The 14,678-nt window shown below is 45.0% G+C and carries 13 protein-coding genes; 12 read left to right on the top strand and 1 reads right to left on the bottom strand.

What is annotated here, in order from left to right:
- Window positions 1–12 precede the first annotated feature (12 nt).
- The 8 genes from LX99_RS20235 to bshC all read left to right on the top strand — a co-directional run bounded on the left by LX99_RS20235 (window position 13) and on the right by bshC (window position 6,767).
- Window positions 13–615 (top strand): XAC2610-related protein, encoded by a 603-nt coding sequence (locus LX99_RS20235; RefSeq protein ID WP_146203174.1) that lies wholly within the window; start codon window positions 13–15, stop codon window positions 613–615.
- Between the two features lie 373 nt (window positions 616–988).
- On the top strand, window positions 989–1,516 hold the full coding sequence (locus LX99_RS20230) for a hypothetical protein (RefSeq protein ID WP_109609484.1): 528 nt from the start codon (window positions 989–991) through the stop codon (window positions 1,514–1,516).
- Window positions 1,517–1,651: 135 nt separating this feature from the next.
- Window positions 1,652–1,885 (top strand): 50S ribosomal protein L28, encoded by a 234-nt coding sequence (gene rpmB, locus LX99_RS20225; RefSeq protein ID WP_022830076.1) that lies wholly within the window; start codon window positions 1,652–1,654, stop codon window positions 1,883–1,885.
- An 80-nt stretch (window positions 1,886–1,965) separates the two neighbouring features.
- Window positions 1,966–2,148 (top strand): 50S ribosomal protein L33, encoded by a 183-nt coding sequence (gene rpmG / locus LX99_RS20220; RefSeq protein WP_022830075.1) that lies wholly within the window; start codon window positions 1,966–1,968, stop codon window positions 2,146–2,148.
- A 105-nt stretch (window positions 2,149–2,253) separates the two neighbouring features.
- Window positions 2,254–2,418 (top strand): DUF4295 domain-containing protein, encoded by a 165-nt coding sequence (locus tag LX99_RS20215; protein WP_022830074.1) that lies wholly within the window; start codon window positions 2,254–2,256, stop codon window positions 2,416–2,418.
- 176 nt (window positions 2,419–2,594) lie between these two features.
- Window positions 2,595–3,560, top strand: coding sequence for a signal recognition particle-docking protein FtsY (gene ftsY, locus LX99_RS20210; protein ID WP_109609483.1), 966 nt, complete (start codon window positions 2,595–2,597; stop codon window positions 3,558–3,560).
- A 108-nt stretch (window positions 3,561–3,668) separates the two neighbouring features.
- Complete coding sequence (gene rimO, locus LX99_RS20205; RefSeq protein WP_109609482.1) at window positions 3,669–5,006, top strand: 30S ribosomal protein S12 methylthiotransferase RimO; 1,338 nt, start codon at window positions 3,669–3,671, stop codon at window positions 5,004–5,006.
- Between the two features lie 135 nt (window positions 5,007–5,141).
- Complete coding sequence (gene bshC / locus LX99_RS20200) at window positions 5,142–6,767, top strand: bacillithiol biosynthesis cysteine-adding enzyme BshC (protein WP_109609481.1); 1,626 nt, start codon at window positions 5,142–5,144, stop codon at window positions 6,765–6,767.
- Between the two features lie 36 nt (window positions 6,768–6,803).
- Here the strand turns inward: bshC and LX99_RS20195 are convergent, their stop codons facing one another.
- Window positions 6,804–7,997 carry an anhydro-N-acetylmuramic acid kinase gene (locus LX99_RS20195; RefSeq protein ID WP_109609574.1) on the bottom strand — a complete coding sequence of 398 codons (1,194 nt, stop codon included), beginning with the start codon at window positions 7,995–7,997 and terminating at the stop codon, window positions 6,804–6,806.
- A 106-nt stretch (window positions 7,998–8,103) separates the two neighbouring features.
- Here LX99_RS20195 and LX99_RS20190 point away from each other — a divergent pair, with 106 nt between their 5' ends.
- The 4 genes from LX99_RS20190 to LX99_RS25935 all read left to right on the top strand — a co-directional run.
- A complete protein-coding gene (locus LX99_RS20190; protein ID WP_109609480.1) occupies window positions 8,104–10,023 on the top strand; it encodes a glucosamine-6-phosphate deaminase in 1,920 nt (639 codons plus the stop codon).
- Window positions 10,024–10,237: 214 nt separating this feature from the next.
- Complete coding sequence (locus LX99_RS20185; RefSeq protein WP_109609479.1) at window positions 10,238–11,353, top strand: acyltransferase family protein; 1,116 nt, start codon at window positions 10,238–10,240, stop codon at window positions 11,351–11,353.
- 92 nt (window positions 11,354–11,445) lie between these two features.
- Window positions 11,446–14,310: a M16 family metallopeptidase gene (locus LX99_RS20180; RefSeq protein WP_109609478.1), complete on the top strand. Its 2,865-nt coding sequence runs from the start codon at window positions 11,446–11,448 to the stop codon at window positions 14,308–14,310.
- Between the two features lie 132 nt (window positions 14,311–14,442).
- On the top strand, window positions 14,443–14,678 hold a 236-nt coding region (locus tag LX99_RS25935; protein WP_211319062.1), incomplete at its 3' end, for an ISAon1 family transposase N-terminal region protein.

Here is a 14,678-nt window from a genome sequence, read left to right as displayed (position 1 = left end):
AAACCGAAAACGATGCCAGATAAGCACGGACTTACGGAATCATTTACAGATAGTTTAAATATAGGCCGTAAAGGGTTTAATAAGGTAAGTCTCGAGCAGTTTAAAATTGAGGATAGCACCTACGTTGTTATCCGGTTCTTTTCAAAGCATGCTGATAAATGGATAATTAAAAATGAATTTCATCTCCCAAAGGATGGAATTACCAGTTCCGATCCCTCAGTATCAGATTTTAACAACGACGTGCTGAACGATTTTACCTTTATTTCGGCAATAGCAGCACGTGGCGGCAACGAGATCCGTACGCTTTTTATCTACGATAAGAAAAATGATGAACTGATACTGATTAAAAACTCCGACACGTTTCCAAACCTGAGTTATAATCAAGAGTTAAATTGTATAGAAGCTTTTGCGCTTTCCGGGTGTAACAGCACAATTTTCGCAACCATTGAGGCTGATAGTTTAAGAACTTTTGCCAGGGCCGACCAATGCGATAGCATAAAAGTGTTTGCCTACGATAAAAAAGGCGAAGAAAAACTCATTTTAAAGAGAAGTATTAACGCGGATGATGCTATGGATTTTACCGACTATAACCTGTTGAAGAATTATCGAAAGTGAAAGGAACTTGGTTTTTTGTATAAACCACCCGGCCCGAGATCAACATAATTTTGACGCACACAAAAACTGGACGAAGCGTTATGTTTATAAACGGGACAGATGGTATAACCTGGTAATTGACGTAAGTTGAAGAAACCCGTAAAATAACTTACTATTAATTTAAGCCACCTTATTTGCAATTATGCTAAAGCGACGAATTTTAATCCTACTATTGTTAATTACTTCCTGCTCATATAAAAAAACCAAACCGGCTTCTATTATGCTGTACTCGGACAGATATGCCGAAAAATTAAACGGGAACGTAAAACGTTTGATTGAAAAAAGCACATTAGGCGATTATTTTTTAGTTGTTGATTTTAATTAACAGGGCGATATGATTTATTCAAAATCAAGTTGGAGCTATACTGAAGGGCATGAGAATAAAAAGGAAAAGAAAACAGAACGGCAGGAAACCCGGTACGTTTCTTCGTATAATGCTGATGGGAAAAAGACGGCGCTAACCGAAACGCTTTCCGGGGAGAGAAATTATGGGGTTAAGTGGGACTTTGATAGTAATGGCAATATATCAAGGTATGGCAGTGCCGATAAATCGGACGATATATTTCAGTACGAATCATTAGCTAAATATGATAAATCAGGAAATTTAACAGAATGGAATACGCATGCTCTTAATGTACACGCTGCTCCTAATTTTTGGAAATATAAATACGATCATGAAAACCATTTGATCGAATCCTCTTTTTATGAGGAAGAGTTACTCTTAAATAAGACAACTTATACATATCCTCAACGTGATTCAAAAGGCAATTGGCTTAAACGGATAAGTGCTACTAACACCTTTGAGCCAATGCCCGAACGAAAGTATTCGGGTACAACAACGCGCGAAATAACCTATTACTAACTAATAACATAACTATCAGCCCACTCCATAAATCTTTTTTCAAATATTTTTAAATCACCCTTGAATATTTGATTTAAAAGTCTGATATTTGCAAACTCTTTTTGGATAAAGGGTTGATAATTAAAAATATTTGTCATGTCAAGAATTTGTGATCTAACAGGAAAAGGATCTATCGTTGGTAACAACGTTTCAAACTCAAACGTTAAAACAAAACGCAGGTTTCATCCTAACTTGAAACTTAAAAAGTTTTATATCCCTGAAGAGGATAAATGGATTACTTTAAAAGTATCTACCTCGGCGGTTAAAACTATCAGCAAAAACGGTATTACCGCCTGCATCAATAAATTTGTTAAAAAAGGCTACATTTAGTAGTTGGCTTGCAGGTTTAGCAGTATAATAAATTGAAAATTACGTAAGCCGTGAGGTGACACGTACAACATAAAAACAAAATGGCAAAAAAAGGCAACAGGGTTCAGGTGATTTTAGAGTGCACCGAACACAAAACAAGCGGTATGCCAGGCATGTCTCGCTATATCACCACTAAGAACAAGAAAAACACTACCGAAAGATTAGAGTTGAAAAAATTCAACCCGGTTTTACGTAAAGTTACTGTTCACAAAGAGATAAAATAATTGGTTGAAGCTTTGATTGGGTAGTTAGATTTGTAATTGATTCGCTAATTCAACAATCAAAATAAAATCACTAATTCAGTAAATCACTAATTCAATAATTAAGAGATGGCAAAGAAAGTAGTTGCAACCCTGAAAGTAGCAGGTAAAGGCAAAGAATATTCAAAAGTGATCACCATGAATAAATCACCTAAAACCGGTGCTTATTCATTCAAAACCCAAATTGTCCCTAACGATTTAGTTAAGGATGCAATTGCTGGTAAAACTATATAATCACTCTTTGATTCAAATATTGAAGCCGTCTTGTTTTTAACGAGAGGGCTTTTTTTGTTAGGCCTCACCCCGGCCCTCTCCAAAGGAGAGGGAGAAGCAGGCAGGCTGGTGTAATAATCTGATTTAAAAACTATTTAACAAGGTCCTCTCCTTTGGAGAGGATTTAGGTGAGGCTTATGGGATTATTTGATTTTTTTAAGAAAAAGGAAAATACGCAGCAGGAACAGCAGGCGCTTGATACCGGTTTGGAAAAAACCAAGGATAACTTTTTTTCGAAGATCACCAAGGCCATCGCCGGTAAATCAACCGTTGATGATGATGTGCTTGATGAGCTGGAAGAGATCCTGGTAACATCAGATGTAGGGGTAACCACTACCCTCAAAATCATCGACCGCATCCAGGCCCGCGTTGCCCGCGATAAATACGTAAGTACCAACGAACTGAATACGCTGCTAAAAGACGAAATTCAGCAGCTGCTTGCCGAAAACAACAGCAACGACTTCCGCAATTTCGAATACGGCGACCATAAACCCTACGTAATTATGGTAGTGGGTGTAAACGGCGTAGGCAAAACCACCACCATTGGCAAACTGGCCCACAAACTTAAACAAGCCGGTAACAAGGTAGTATTAGGCGCTGCCGATACTTTTCGCGCCGCCGCGGTTGATCAGATTAAGCTTTGGGGCGAGCGTGTTGGTGTAAAAGTAGTAGCCCAGGCCATGGGCTCGGATCCGGCTTCTGTAGCTTATGATACCCTTCGTTCTGCTGTGGCTAATGAGGATGATGTAGTAATTATAGATACTGCAGGCCGCCTGCATAACAAGGTAGGCCTGATGAACGAACTTACCAAGATCAAAAACGTAATGCAGAAAGTGATTCCCGGCGCTCCGCATGAGATACTGCTGGTGCTCGATGCATCAACCGGGCAAAACGCTATTGAGCAATGCAAGCAATTTACCGAGGCTACCAACGTAAACGCCCTGGCGCTTACCAAGCTTGACGGTACGGCAAAAGGCGGTGTAGTAATAGGTATATCTGATCAGTTCAAGATCCCGGTAAAATATATTGGTGTTGGCGAAGGGATGGACCACCTGCAGTTGTTTGACAGGCAGGCGTTTGTTGACAGTTTGTTTAAGCAATAAGCCCCACCCAAACCCTCCCCGGTAGGGAGGGCTTAAAAAAGCAGAAATTTAAAAGTCTCCCCTACCGGGGGAGATTTAGAGGGGGCTCCCCCGGTGATAAAGTGTGTTATGAAAACAAAGGAAATTTCACGCCCTTCGGCAAAACAAGCCAAACCTCGTGTAAACGTGGTTACATTAGGCTGCTCCAAAAACATCTACGATTCGGAGATATTGATGGGCCAGTTGAAGGGCAACCAGTTTGATGTGGTGCATGAGGCCGAAAAGGTAGGCAAAAATGATATTATAGTAATTAACACCTGCGGCTTTATTGATAATGCCAAGCAGGAATCGATAGATACCATTCTGCAATACAGCGAGCTTAAAGAGCAGGGCAAGGTAGGCAAGGTAATTGTAACCGGCTGCCTCAGCGAGCGCTATAAACCCGAGCTTGAGGCCGAGATTACCAATGTTGATGCCTATTTTGGCACTAACGATCTGCAAAACCTTTTGGCTACCGTGGGCGCTAATTACAAGCATGAGTTAATAGGCGAGCGTTTGCTAACCACACCATCGCACTTCGCTTACTTTAAAATTGCCGAAGGTTGCAACCGTCCGTGTTCATTTTGCGCTATTCCTTTAATGAGGGGTAAGCACCTGAGTACGCCGATGGAGCAATTGGTGGAGGATGCGAAGAAACTGGCTAAAAACGGCACTAAAGAGCTGATCCTGATTGCGCAGGATTTAACTTACTATGGCCTTGACCTGTATGGCAAACGCAACCTGGATGAACTGCTTCGCCGCTTATCTGATGTAAACGGCATCGAGTGGATCAGGTTGCAGTACGCGTACCCTTCGGGTTTCCCGATGGAGATTCTGGATGTGATGAACGAGCGTGCAAACATTTGCAAATACCTGGACATGCCGTTGCAGCACATTACCGATAATATGCTGAAATCGATGCGCAGAGGTATTACCAAGCAAAAAACTATTGATATTGTAAACGAAATCCGCGATCGTGTACCGGGCATAGCCATGCGTACCACGCTGATTACCGGCTACCCGGGCGAAACCCAACAGGATTTTGAAGAAATGGCGCAATGGGTTGAGGATACCAAATTTGACAGGTTAGGTTGTTTCACCTACTCGCACGAAGAAAAAACACATGCGCACAGCTTAGCGGATGATGTGCCCGAAGAAGTTAAACAGCAACGCGCCGATACCATTATGGAAATTCAGCAGGGCATTTCGTTTGATAAAAACCAGGAGAAGGTGGGCAATACCTACAAAGTACTGATAGATAAGAAAGACAGTGATTACTTTGTTGGCCGTACCGAATTTGATTCGCCCGAGGTGGATAACGAGGTATTGATTGATGCCAGTGTTGATTATGCTACTATTGGCAGCTTTGTTAACGTGCAGATAAACAGCGCCGAAGACTTTGATCTTTATGGACAAATTGTAAAATAATGCTAATTTGCAACTTGCTGCTAAGCGATTTGCGATTTATAATCTAATTTCGACACCAGCAATTTTATTTAATTTGCTGGTGTTTTGTTTTAGGCCAAAACCCAAAATCGAACATCCCAATCCGAAATCAACGAAATGGACGCTTCCTGTATAAGTTATAAAGACACCGGTTTTTTCTCCAGCACCATTGCCGATTATATCGACAACAAACCCGAACTGCAGCCTTTTTATGGCTACCGCCCGGACATGGCCGGCTTCGCTGAGTTTTTAAAAACTAAAAAAGTTGTTGCAGATCGTGAAGTATTGGTGCGTGTTTTAACGAAGCAGTACGAGTGCCTGGAGTCCGGAAGTCCGAAAGTCCGGAAGTCCGAAAGTGATGCTTTAGAGAGGGTAGGAGAAAATATTTCGCTTTTAAAACAAGATAATACATATACCATTACAACCGGTCATCAGTTAAATATTTTCGCGGGGCCGTTGTATTTCCTTTACAAAATAGCCACCGCCATTAAGCTGGCGCAGCAATTAAAAACCGCCCATCCCGATAAAAACTTTGTGCCCGTTTACTGGATGGCCAGCGAAGATCATGACTTTGCCGAGATCAACTATACCAACATCGGCGGTAAAAAAGTACATTGGTGGTACGAGGCCTCGGGCGCTACCGGCCGGATCGACCCGGTAAGCATGCGCCAGGCGCTTAACCAGTACAAAGGCGTGTTGGGTATGGAAGGGCACGCTACCGAGCTGGCCGAAATTGTTGAAACTGCCTACACCAAATTTGATAAACTGGCCGATGCTACCCGTTACCTCGTTAACGCCCTGTTCGGCAGATATGGTTTAGTGATTATCGACGCGGATGACCACGAGTTTAAAAAAGAGTTCGCGCCAATCATTGAGCAGGACATCATTGGTCAGCATAGTTTTAAAAATATCACCGCAACCAACCACAAGCTGCACGAGCTTGGGGTGCATATCCAGGTAAACCCTCGCGAAATCAATTTTTTTTACCTGAAAGATCAGCTGCGTGAGCGCATCGTTTTTGAAAACGACAGCTATCATGTTTTAAATACGGAGATCAGATTTACGGAAGCGGGACTGAAACAGGAAATTGCCGAATATCCCGAGCGTTTTAGCCCCAACGTGGTAATGCGGCCGCTATACCAGGAGTGTATACTCCCCAACATCGCCTACATAGGCGGCGGCGCCGAGGTAGTTTACTGGTTGGAACTGAAATCAAATTTCGATTATTATCAAATTGATTTTCCTGTTCTGGTTCTCCGCAACTCGGCTTTGGTTATCAAAAAAGAACAGGCCGCCAAAATAGCCCGTATGGACCTGGATGCTGTTTCGCTATTTAAACAGAGCGACGCCCTGCAAACCTACTGGATTAAAAAACACAGCGCACACAACCTGAGCATTGCCGAAGAGTGGCGCGAAATGGAAAGCCTGTTCGAGAAAATAAAGCTTCGCGCCTATAAAATAGATCCAACACTTTCTCCATCTGCCACAGCGGTACAGGTGAGGCTTAAAAAAGCGATGGATAACCTGGAAAAGAAACTGGTTAAAGCCGAAAAGAGGAACTACAGTGTGCGCCTTGAACAACTGATCACGGTAAAAGCCGAATTATTCCCTAAAGACAGCTTACAGGAGCGTTCAGAAAACTTCGGTTTGATGTATGTAAAATGGGGACAGGCTTTTATTGATGAGCTGATCCGCCTGTTTGAACCACTTGATTTCAAGTTCACGGTGCTGACGGAGAAGTAAAAGAAAACACGCTCACTTCTACGGTTTTGATATACTTCACACCGCAAAACTAAACTTCCCCATCAATACTGCAGGGTTATTTCCAATACTTACCGGCTGCCCGCTCAATGCTTCATTCCCTAACAAAGCGAATAGTATAGCCTCCTTCGCATCCGGATCAATACCCAATGTATTGCTATCTTCAATGCTAACGCCCGGCAATAGCTTTTTTAACTTTGCAACAACAAATGGATTCCTCGCGCCGCCGCCGCTGGCGAATATCTTCAAATCGTTGATATCGATATTTTCATTAACAAACCTGGCAATTGAGGCAGCCGTAAAAGCACTTAAGGTACTTACCAGATCCGCAGGATCAATGTTTTCTGTGCCGGATGCTTTTTGTGCTTCGGCAACCAGGGCCAGATTAAATAATTCCGGGCCGGTGGTTTTTGGTGCTTTTTCAGCGAAGAAAGGATGGGCAAGCAAGGCGTTTAATAAAGGCTTATTAACCGTGCCGCTAAAAGCTATGGACGAATCCTCATCAAAAGCTTGATTAAAGTAAGTGCGGCAGGCGGCATCTATCAGGGTGTTGCCCGGGCCTATATCGGTACAAAGCACCCTACTGAAATCGCCATCTCCGGGTAACCATGTTAAGTTGGCAATGCCGCCAATGTTGAGCAATACCCGGTTTTCGCCGGTTTTGTTACCTAACAACACATCGCCATATAACGCTAAAGGCGCTCCCTCGCCGCCTGCAGCTATATGTTTCTGCCGGAAATCGGATATGGTAACAATGCCTGTTTTTACGGCGATATGGTCGCCATCGCCAATTTGTAGGGTGGCGTTGGGGTAGTTTGTATGATGATGTAAGCGTTTGGGCGCATGGTAAATAGTTTGGCCGTGGCTGGCAATAAAATCAACTTCGGCAGGGGGTATACCCCATTGGTTAAGAGCCTGTAATATCAATTCGGCATGATAAGTGCCTATGTAGGCGTTAAGCAGGGTCACTTTTTCCAGGTCGGCCAGGCGTTTGGCAAATATCTGCTGCACATCATGCTTAATATCCTCCGGGTAAGGGATGGTTATAAATTTCAGCAATTCAAACCGCGTGTTAAGTCCGTTTCCGGTAAACCTGCACAGTGCGATGTCAAGCCCGTCCAACGATGTGCCCGACATTAATCCTATGCCCGTTTTCGTAGTTTTTTTAGCGATATTGAACAATTGCTGCAGGTTGGAATTTAATGGGAGCATAGGCTTAACGTTTTTACCGGCGCTGTTTTTAAAAGTGATTTTAATGGCAGCACTTTGTAAATATCTGATATATTTGTTTTGAAACCTCAAAACATTTCCCAATTACATGGCACGATTAAATTTATTGGAAGAGACACGGTATGAGAAATTACCGGTAAGCGTGTACAGCGATGCTAAAGCCGGTTCGGTGGCAGTAGCCGACCGGATAGCAAGGCTGATTAAAGCCAAACAGGCCCGCGGCGAAAAAGCGGTACTGGGCCTGGCCACCGGCGTAACCCCTATAGCGGTATACAGCGAACTGGTGCGCCAGCACAAAGAAGAAGGCCTGAGCTTTAAAAACGTGATCACTTTCAACCTGGACGAGTATTATCCCATGAAGCCCACAGCCGCCCAAAGCTACGTGACCTTCATGTACGATAACTTGTTCGGCCATATTGACATCGATAAAAGCAATGTGCATATACCCGACGGTATCCTGGATACCGAGGCTGTGGTGGCTTTTTGTTTAGAATACGAACGAAAGATAGAGGAACTTGGCGGTTTAGATCTGCAGATCCTGGGGATTGGTCGTACGGGCCACATCGGTTTTAACGAGCCGGGTTCGGCGCCAAACTCAGGTACCCGGTTAGTAACCTTAGATGACCTTACGAGGAGCGATGCCGCGAGGGATTTTGGCGGTAAGAGCAATGTGCCCACCAAAGCCATTACCATGGGTATCGGCACCATATTCAAAGCCAGGGAAATTATATTGATGGCCTGGAGCGCAAAAAAAGCCCCGATCATCAAAAAAGCGGTAGAGGGAGAGATTTCGGGCGAGGTTCCGGCCACCTACCTGCAGCTATCTGATAATGTTGAGTTTGTGCTTGACGTTGATGCCGCATCAGAACTTACCCGTTTTGATACCCCATGGCTGGTGAAAGACTGCGTTTGGGATAACCAGCTGAAAAAGAAAGCGGTGATCTGGCTGGCCAACGAAATTAACAAACCGGTACTGAAATTAACAGAAGAAGATTACAATACCCACGGCATGGCGCAGCTGGCTGTTGAACAGGGGCCGGTATACAATATCAACATCGATATTTTTAACCAGATCCAGCATACTATTACCGGCTGGCCGGGCGGCAAACCCGATGCCGACGATTCGCAAAGACCGGAAAGGGCATTGCCTGCCAAAAAACGCTCTATCATTTTCTCTCCGCACCCTGATGATGATGTGATCTCGATGGGCGGTACCTTTATCCGCCTGGTTGACCAGGGCCATGACGTACATGTAGCCTACCAAACTTCGGGTAATACCGCGGTATGGGATGATGACGTATTAAGGTACATGGAGTTCGCTATCGATTTTACCAAATCTATCGGCGAAGACACTACCCATCTTCAAAAATCATATGAAGATATGCGGGCGTTTTTCCCAACCAAACAGCCTAATGAGATCGACACCCAGGAGATCCGCAATGTAAAAGGTTTCATCAGGAAAACTGAAGCCATCTCGGGTGCGAGATATGCCGGTTTACAGGACGACCATATCCATTTTATGGCGCTGCCTTTCTATGAAACCGGCAAAACCAAAAAGAATTCGGTAGGCGAGGAAGACGTTCAGTTAACCATCGATCTGCTGCAGAAAATAAAACCGCACCAGATTTTCGCGGCAGGCGATTTTGCCGACCCGAACGGTACTCACCTGGTATGTTTCAAAATTATCCTTGCAGCACTGGAAAGATTGAAAGGTAAGGAAGCATGGGTGGATGATTGCTGGCTGTGGATGTACCGCGGCGCATGGCACGAGTTTGAAACTTACGAGATAGAAATGGCGGTACCATTGTCGCCTCAGGAGGTGATCCGCAAGCGTAACGCCATCTTCAAACACCAGTCGCAAAAAGATAGACCGGTATTCCCGGGCGATGATGCAAGGGAGTTCTGGGTACGTGCGGAAGACCGTACCCGCGATACCGCCCAGCGTTACGACCGCCTTGGCTTAGCCGAATATGAGGCCATGGAGGCGTTTAAACGCTATATGTTTTAGTATAACCCGGTACCCGTGTCTCCACGGGCGCCGGGTTTATTGCCGTGCAGACATGGCGATCCGGGAAAAGACAAAGCAATCCCTATAGAAAATGTCATACGATAAAGTGTTGGAGACATTTGCACCTGTGGGCGAAAGACAAATTTTCTATCACTTACCGGCGCGCTGTTCGTTGAAATGACAATTGCTATTGAATACCCACCAAACAATATTTATGCCCGAAATAATCGCCACCGATAAACCCAAACGTCTCCTTTCTCTCGATGTATTTCGCGGAGCCACCATTGCCATGATGATCCTTGTAAATGATCCCGGCGATTGGGGACATATCTACGCGCCGCTTGAGCATTCCAAATGGAACGGCTGTACCCCTACCGACCTGGTGTTTCCGTTTTTCCTGTTCATGGTTGGCGTTTCGGTTATTTATGCCATGGAAAGCAAAAAAGCCACGGTTGCACATAGCAAACTGATACTGAAAGCGCTGAAAAGGACGGTGATTCTGCTGCTCATCCCCTGGGTAACCCAACTTATTTTTCACCCTGATGGCGGATTAGCACACCTGCGCCTGCCGGGCGTACTGCCGCGGATTGCGCTGGTGTATTTTATAGCCACTGTGCTTTACCTCAAAACATCGCAAAAAACACGCGACTGGATTTTTGCAGCGGGACTGATAGGCTATTTCATTATCATGACCTTTATACCGGTGCCCGGTGTAGGCTATGCCAACCTCGAACCCGAAACCAACATGGGCGCCTGGATAGACAGGCTGGTGTTTACCCCGGATCATCTCTGGCGCGAATCGCATACCTGGGATCCGGAAGGTTTGTTAGGAACCATTCCTGCTGTGGCGACAGCCCTGTTCGGTATCAGGGTAGGCAGCTGGCTTAAATGCAAAGACCGTGACGACCAGGTAAAAACCAACTGGATGTTTACCTATGGCGTGCTGGCGGTTATAGCGGGGTTGATCTGGGACCTTTTCTTTCCTATCAATAAAGCCTTATGGACAAGCTCATTCGTACTTTATACCGGCGGTTTGGCAACTATAGGTTTGGCTTTAAGTTACTGGCTTATTGATGTACAGGGTTACAAACGCTTCACTTATCCCTTTGTGGTTTTCGGCACCAATGCTATTACAGCGTATGTGCTATCCGGGTTTATTCCGCACTATATGAGCATGATTAAAATTGGCGGCCATTCCATTTATCAAACTTTGTTCGCGCCATATTTTTCGCCGGTGAATGCCTCGTTGGTAAGTGCTATATTTACGGTGGCCGTTTTGTGGCTGGTGATGTGGGTGTTCTACATTAAAAAGATTTTTATAAAAATTTAAGGCTTGTCCGCAAAACATTAATTTACACAACTATACTTTGTAACTAACATTTTCGTTTTGCATTTTAGCACCCTGATTATTTTAAATTTATAATGAACCTGAACAAATACGTTCCGCTGGCCTTGCTGGCTATCACCCTGTCTGCGGGCAGCGCTTTCGCTCAAATCAAAAAGAAACCTGTTCCGTCGCCTAAAAACAAACCGGGAACCGCGGCCGGCATAGCGCCCAAAAGCGATGTTTTACCGGTAGATCAGCATGTAATTATCGGTAAGCTTCCAAACGGCTTAACCTATTATATCCGGGCCAATGCCGAACCGGCAACCCGGGCCGAGTTATACCTCGTTAATAAAGCAGGCTCGATACTGGAAAACGACGATCAGCAGGGCCTGGCCCACTTTACCGAGCACATGGCCTTTAACGGTACGCGCGATTTTCCGAAAAACCATATGGTTGATTACCTGCAAAAAGCGGGCGTAAAATTTGGAGCCGATTTAAATGCCTACACCTCTTTTAACGAAACCGTATACCAGCTGCCCTTACCAACTGATACCGCTGCCGTATTTGAAAAAGGCTTTAATATACTGGCTAACTGGGCAGGCTATGTAAGTTTTGACCCGGCTGAAATTGATAAAGAACGCGGTGTTGTTTTGGAGGAAGAACGCCTGCGCGGTAAAAACGCGCAGGAACGCATTCAGCAGCAAACCCTGCCCATACTGCTTAATAACTCAAGGTACGCGCTCCGTTTACCCATTGGTAAAGAGGAGATCCTGAAAAATTTTAAGCCCGAAACTATTAAAGCTTTTTACCAGGACTGGTACCGCCCCGATCTGCAGGCCGTTATTGCCGTAGGCGATTTTGACCCTAAACGCGTTGAAGCGCTCATCAAACAAAATTTTTCGTCGCTTAAAAACCCCGCTACCGAAAAGCCCCGTACAAAATATACCGTGCCCGCCACACCGGGTACTGCTGTAAAAATTGTTACCGACCCTGAATATCCTTACACGCTTGCCCAGATCATTGTAAAACACCCGGGCACGGTTACCAAAACCACAGCCGATTATATGCAGCAGGTGAGGGTGCAGTTGTTTAACCAAATGCTGAATGCCCGTTTAAACGAGTTGCTTCAAAAGCCAAATCCGCCGTTTTTATACGGGCGCACCAGCTACGGTAATTTTATTGCCGATCAGGACGCCTACACTTCATTAGTAGTTGCTAAACCCGGTGAACTGGAAAAAGCCGTTAAAGCTGTGGTTGCCGAATCTGAGCGCGCCCGCAAATTTGGCTTCACCCTTACCGAACTGGAGCGCGCCAAGCAGGATGCCCTTGTTGGTATTGGCAACGCCTACCGCGAAAAGGATAAAACACCTTCTGCCCGTTTTGTACGCGAGTACCAGGCTAATTTTTTAACCGGCGAGGCTATTCCGGGTATTGATTTTGAATACAATTACTACATCGGCAATATTTATAAAGTGAGCCTGGCAGAAATGAACGCCATGGCCGGTAAATTTATAAGCGACCAGAACCGGGTGGTGATTTTACAGGGCCCTGAAAAGGATAAGGCCAGCCTGCCCGATGAAAAAACGCTGCTAAACTGGATTGCCACCGGCGGTCAGAATGTTACCGCTTATGTAGATAATGTATCGTCTGATCCGTTACTGGCCCAAATTCCGGAAGGGAGCAAAACCGTTAAACAGGATACCGACGAAAACCTGGGCACTACCACCCTTACCTTAGCCAACGGCATCAAAGCTATTTTAAAGCCTACCGATTACCGCAACGACCAGATCCTGATAAACGGATACGCGTTTGGCGGCACCTCGCTTGCAAGTGATGATGAATTTACATCGGCCAACCTTGCTGCGCCTATTATTATGGGCAGCGGCGTAGCACAGTTTAACCAGGGCATGCTTGATAAAAAACTGGCAGGTAAAAATGTCAACATCTCAACTTATATCAGCGAAACCACTCAGGGTGTATCCGGCAACACATCCCCGGCCGATTTTGAAACAGCCATGCAGCTGGTTTACCTGTATTTTACACAGCCAAGAAAAGACCAGGATATCTGGGATGCCAACATGGAGCAAACCCGGGCCGTATTGAGCAACCGCGGCCTTGACCCGGCCAGTGTTTACCAGGATACCGTATCGGCCGTGTTAAGTAACTATAATTTCCGTGGGATGGTTACTACCCTACCAAGGTTAAACGCGGCATCGCTTGATAAGGCTTACAGCTTTTATAAAAAACGCTTTGGTGATGCCAGCGGTTTCACTTTCACTTTTGTGGGTAACTTTACCGTAGATGCCATCAAACCTTATATTGAGCATTATTTAGGCGGTTTACCTGCAACCAATAGCAAGGAAACTTATAAAAACCTTAACATACAGCCGCCGCCGGGTGTAATTACCAAAACGGTAAATAAGGGCGTTGGCGATAAAAGCACCGTGCAGATTATATTTAGCGGTGATTATGATTTTAACGAAGCCAACAATATCCAGATAGACGCCCTTGAAGAGGTGCTGAACATTAAATTGATTGAGCGCCTGCGCGAACAGGAAAGCGGTGTTTATGCGCCGGGGGTAAGGGCCAATTACCATAAAATTCCGGGCGCGCGTTATACTTTTACTATATCGTTTGGTTGCGCACCCGAAAATGTGGATAAGCTGATAGCCGCCACCATGGAAGAGATTGGTAAGATCAAACAAAACGGGGCCCTACCTGCCGATATCCAGAAATTTGTGGCGGAAGAAGCCCGGAGCACCCAGCAGCAATTAAAGCAAAACGCTTTTTGGGCGGGGTACCTGGCGGCATCGGCGCAGAACGGTGAAAACCCTGATCAGATTTTGAGCCATGTAAGCAACCTCGAACAAATAACCGTTCAAAGCACTAAGGATGCAGCCAACAAATACTTAAGCGGCAAAAACCTCATTAAGCTGATATTGATGCCTGAAAAAAAATAATGTATGCCCCCCCAACTGTTCTGCTTGATCCATCTTACTTTGGTACTCACTTTGGTATCCAAAACGTGGATCAAGCAAAAAAGTTGGGGGGCTGTAGATATTTTGATAGTTTAGTTAGCTTAAAAGATAATCTTGGAAACCGAACTATTAAAACTGCTGCTACCCTCAAATCTTGTAGAACAATTCGAACTTATCCGTATCGAGCAACAAACTGATGGCTATCATTTATATCTTGACCAGCGAAACCGTCCCCCGGGTGAGTATGAGGGTCACAAACTGGAATCCAAAGGATTTGTTGATCAGGTTACATTACGCGATTTTCCGCTTCGGGGCAAAGCATGTTTCCTGCATTTAAGACGGCGGAAATG

It is taken from the genome of Mucilaginibacter oryzae (genome assembly GCF_003148845.1).
GTDB classification, from domain to species: domain Bacteria; phylum Bacteroidota; class Bacteroidia; order Sphingobacteriales; family Sphingobacteriaceae; genus Mucilaginibacter; species Mucilaginibacter oryzae.
This window is presented reverse-complemented; position numbering and strand designations above follow the sequence as displayed.

What these genes read in the sequence shown, in the direction of transcription:
- LX99_RS20235 (WP_146203174.1), top strand. Translation starts at nt 13, where the DNA reads ATGCCAGATAAGCACGGACTTACGGAATCATTTACAGATAGTTTAAAT.
- LX99_RS20230 (WP_109609484.1), top strand. Translation starts at nt 989, where the DNA reads ATGATTTATTCAAAATCAAGTTGGAGCTATACTGAAGGGCATGAGAAT.
- rpmB (WP_022830076.1), top strand. Translation starts at nt 1,652, where the DNA reads ATGTCAAGAATTTGTGATCTAACAGGAAAAGGATCTATCGTTGGTAAC.
- rpmG (WP_022830075.1), top strand. Translation starts at nt 1,966, where the DNA reads ATGGCAAAAAAAGGCAACAGGGTTCAGGTGATTTTAGAGTGCACCGAA.
- LX99_RS20215 (WP_022830074.1), top strand. Translation starts at nt 2,254, where the DNA reads ATGGCAAAGAAAGTAGTTGCAACCCTGAAAGTAGCAGGTAAAGGCAAA.
- ftsY (WP_109609483.1), top strand. Translation starts at nt 2,595, where the DNA reads ATGGGATTATTTGATTTTTTTAAGAAAAAGGAAAATACGCAGCAGGAA.
- rimO (WP_109609482.1), top strand. Translation starts at nt 3,669, where the DNA reads ATGAAAACAAAGGAAATTTCACGCCCTTCGGCAAAACAAGCCAAACCT.
- bshC (WP_109609481.1), top strand. Translation starts at nt 5,142, where the DNA reads ATGGACGCTTCCTGTATAAGTTATAAAGACACCGGTTTTTTCTCCAGC.
- LX99_RS20195 (WP_109609574.1), bottom strand. Translation starts at nt 7,997, where the DNA reads ATGCTCCCATTAAATTCCAACCTGCAGCAATTGTTCAATATCGCTAAA.
- LX99_RS20190 (WP_109609480.1), top strand. Translation starts at nt 8,104, where the DNA reads ATGGCACGATTAAATTTATTGGAAGAGACACGGTATGAGAAATTACCG.
- LX99_RS20185 (WP_109609479.1), top strand. Translation starts at nt 10,238, where the DNA reads ATGCCCGAAATAATCGCCACCGATAAACCCAAACGTCTCCTTTCTCTC.
- LX99_RS20180 (WP_109609478.1), top strand. Translation starts at nt 11,446, where the DNA reads ATGAACCTGAACAAATACGTTCCGCTGGCCTTGCTGGCTATCACCCTG.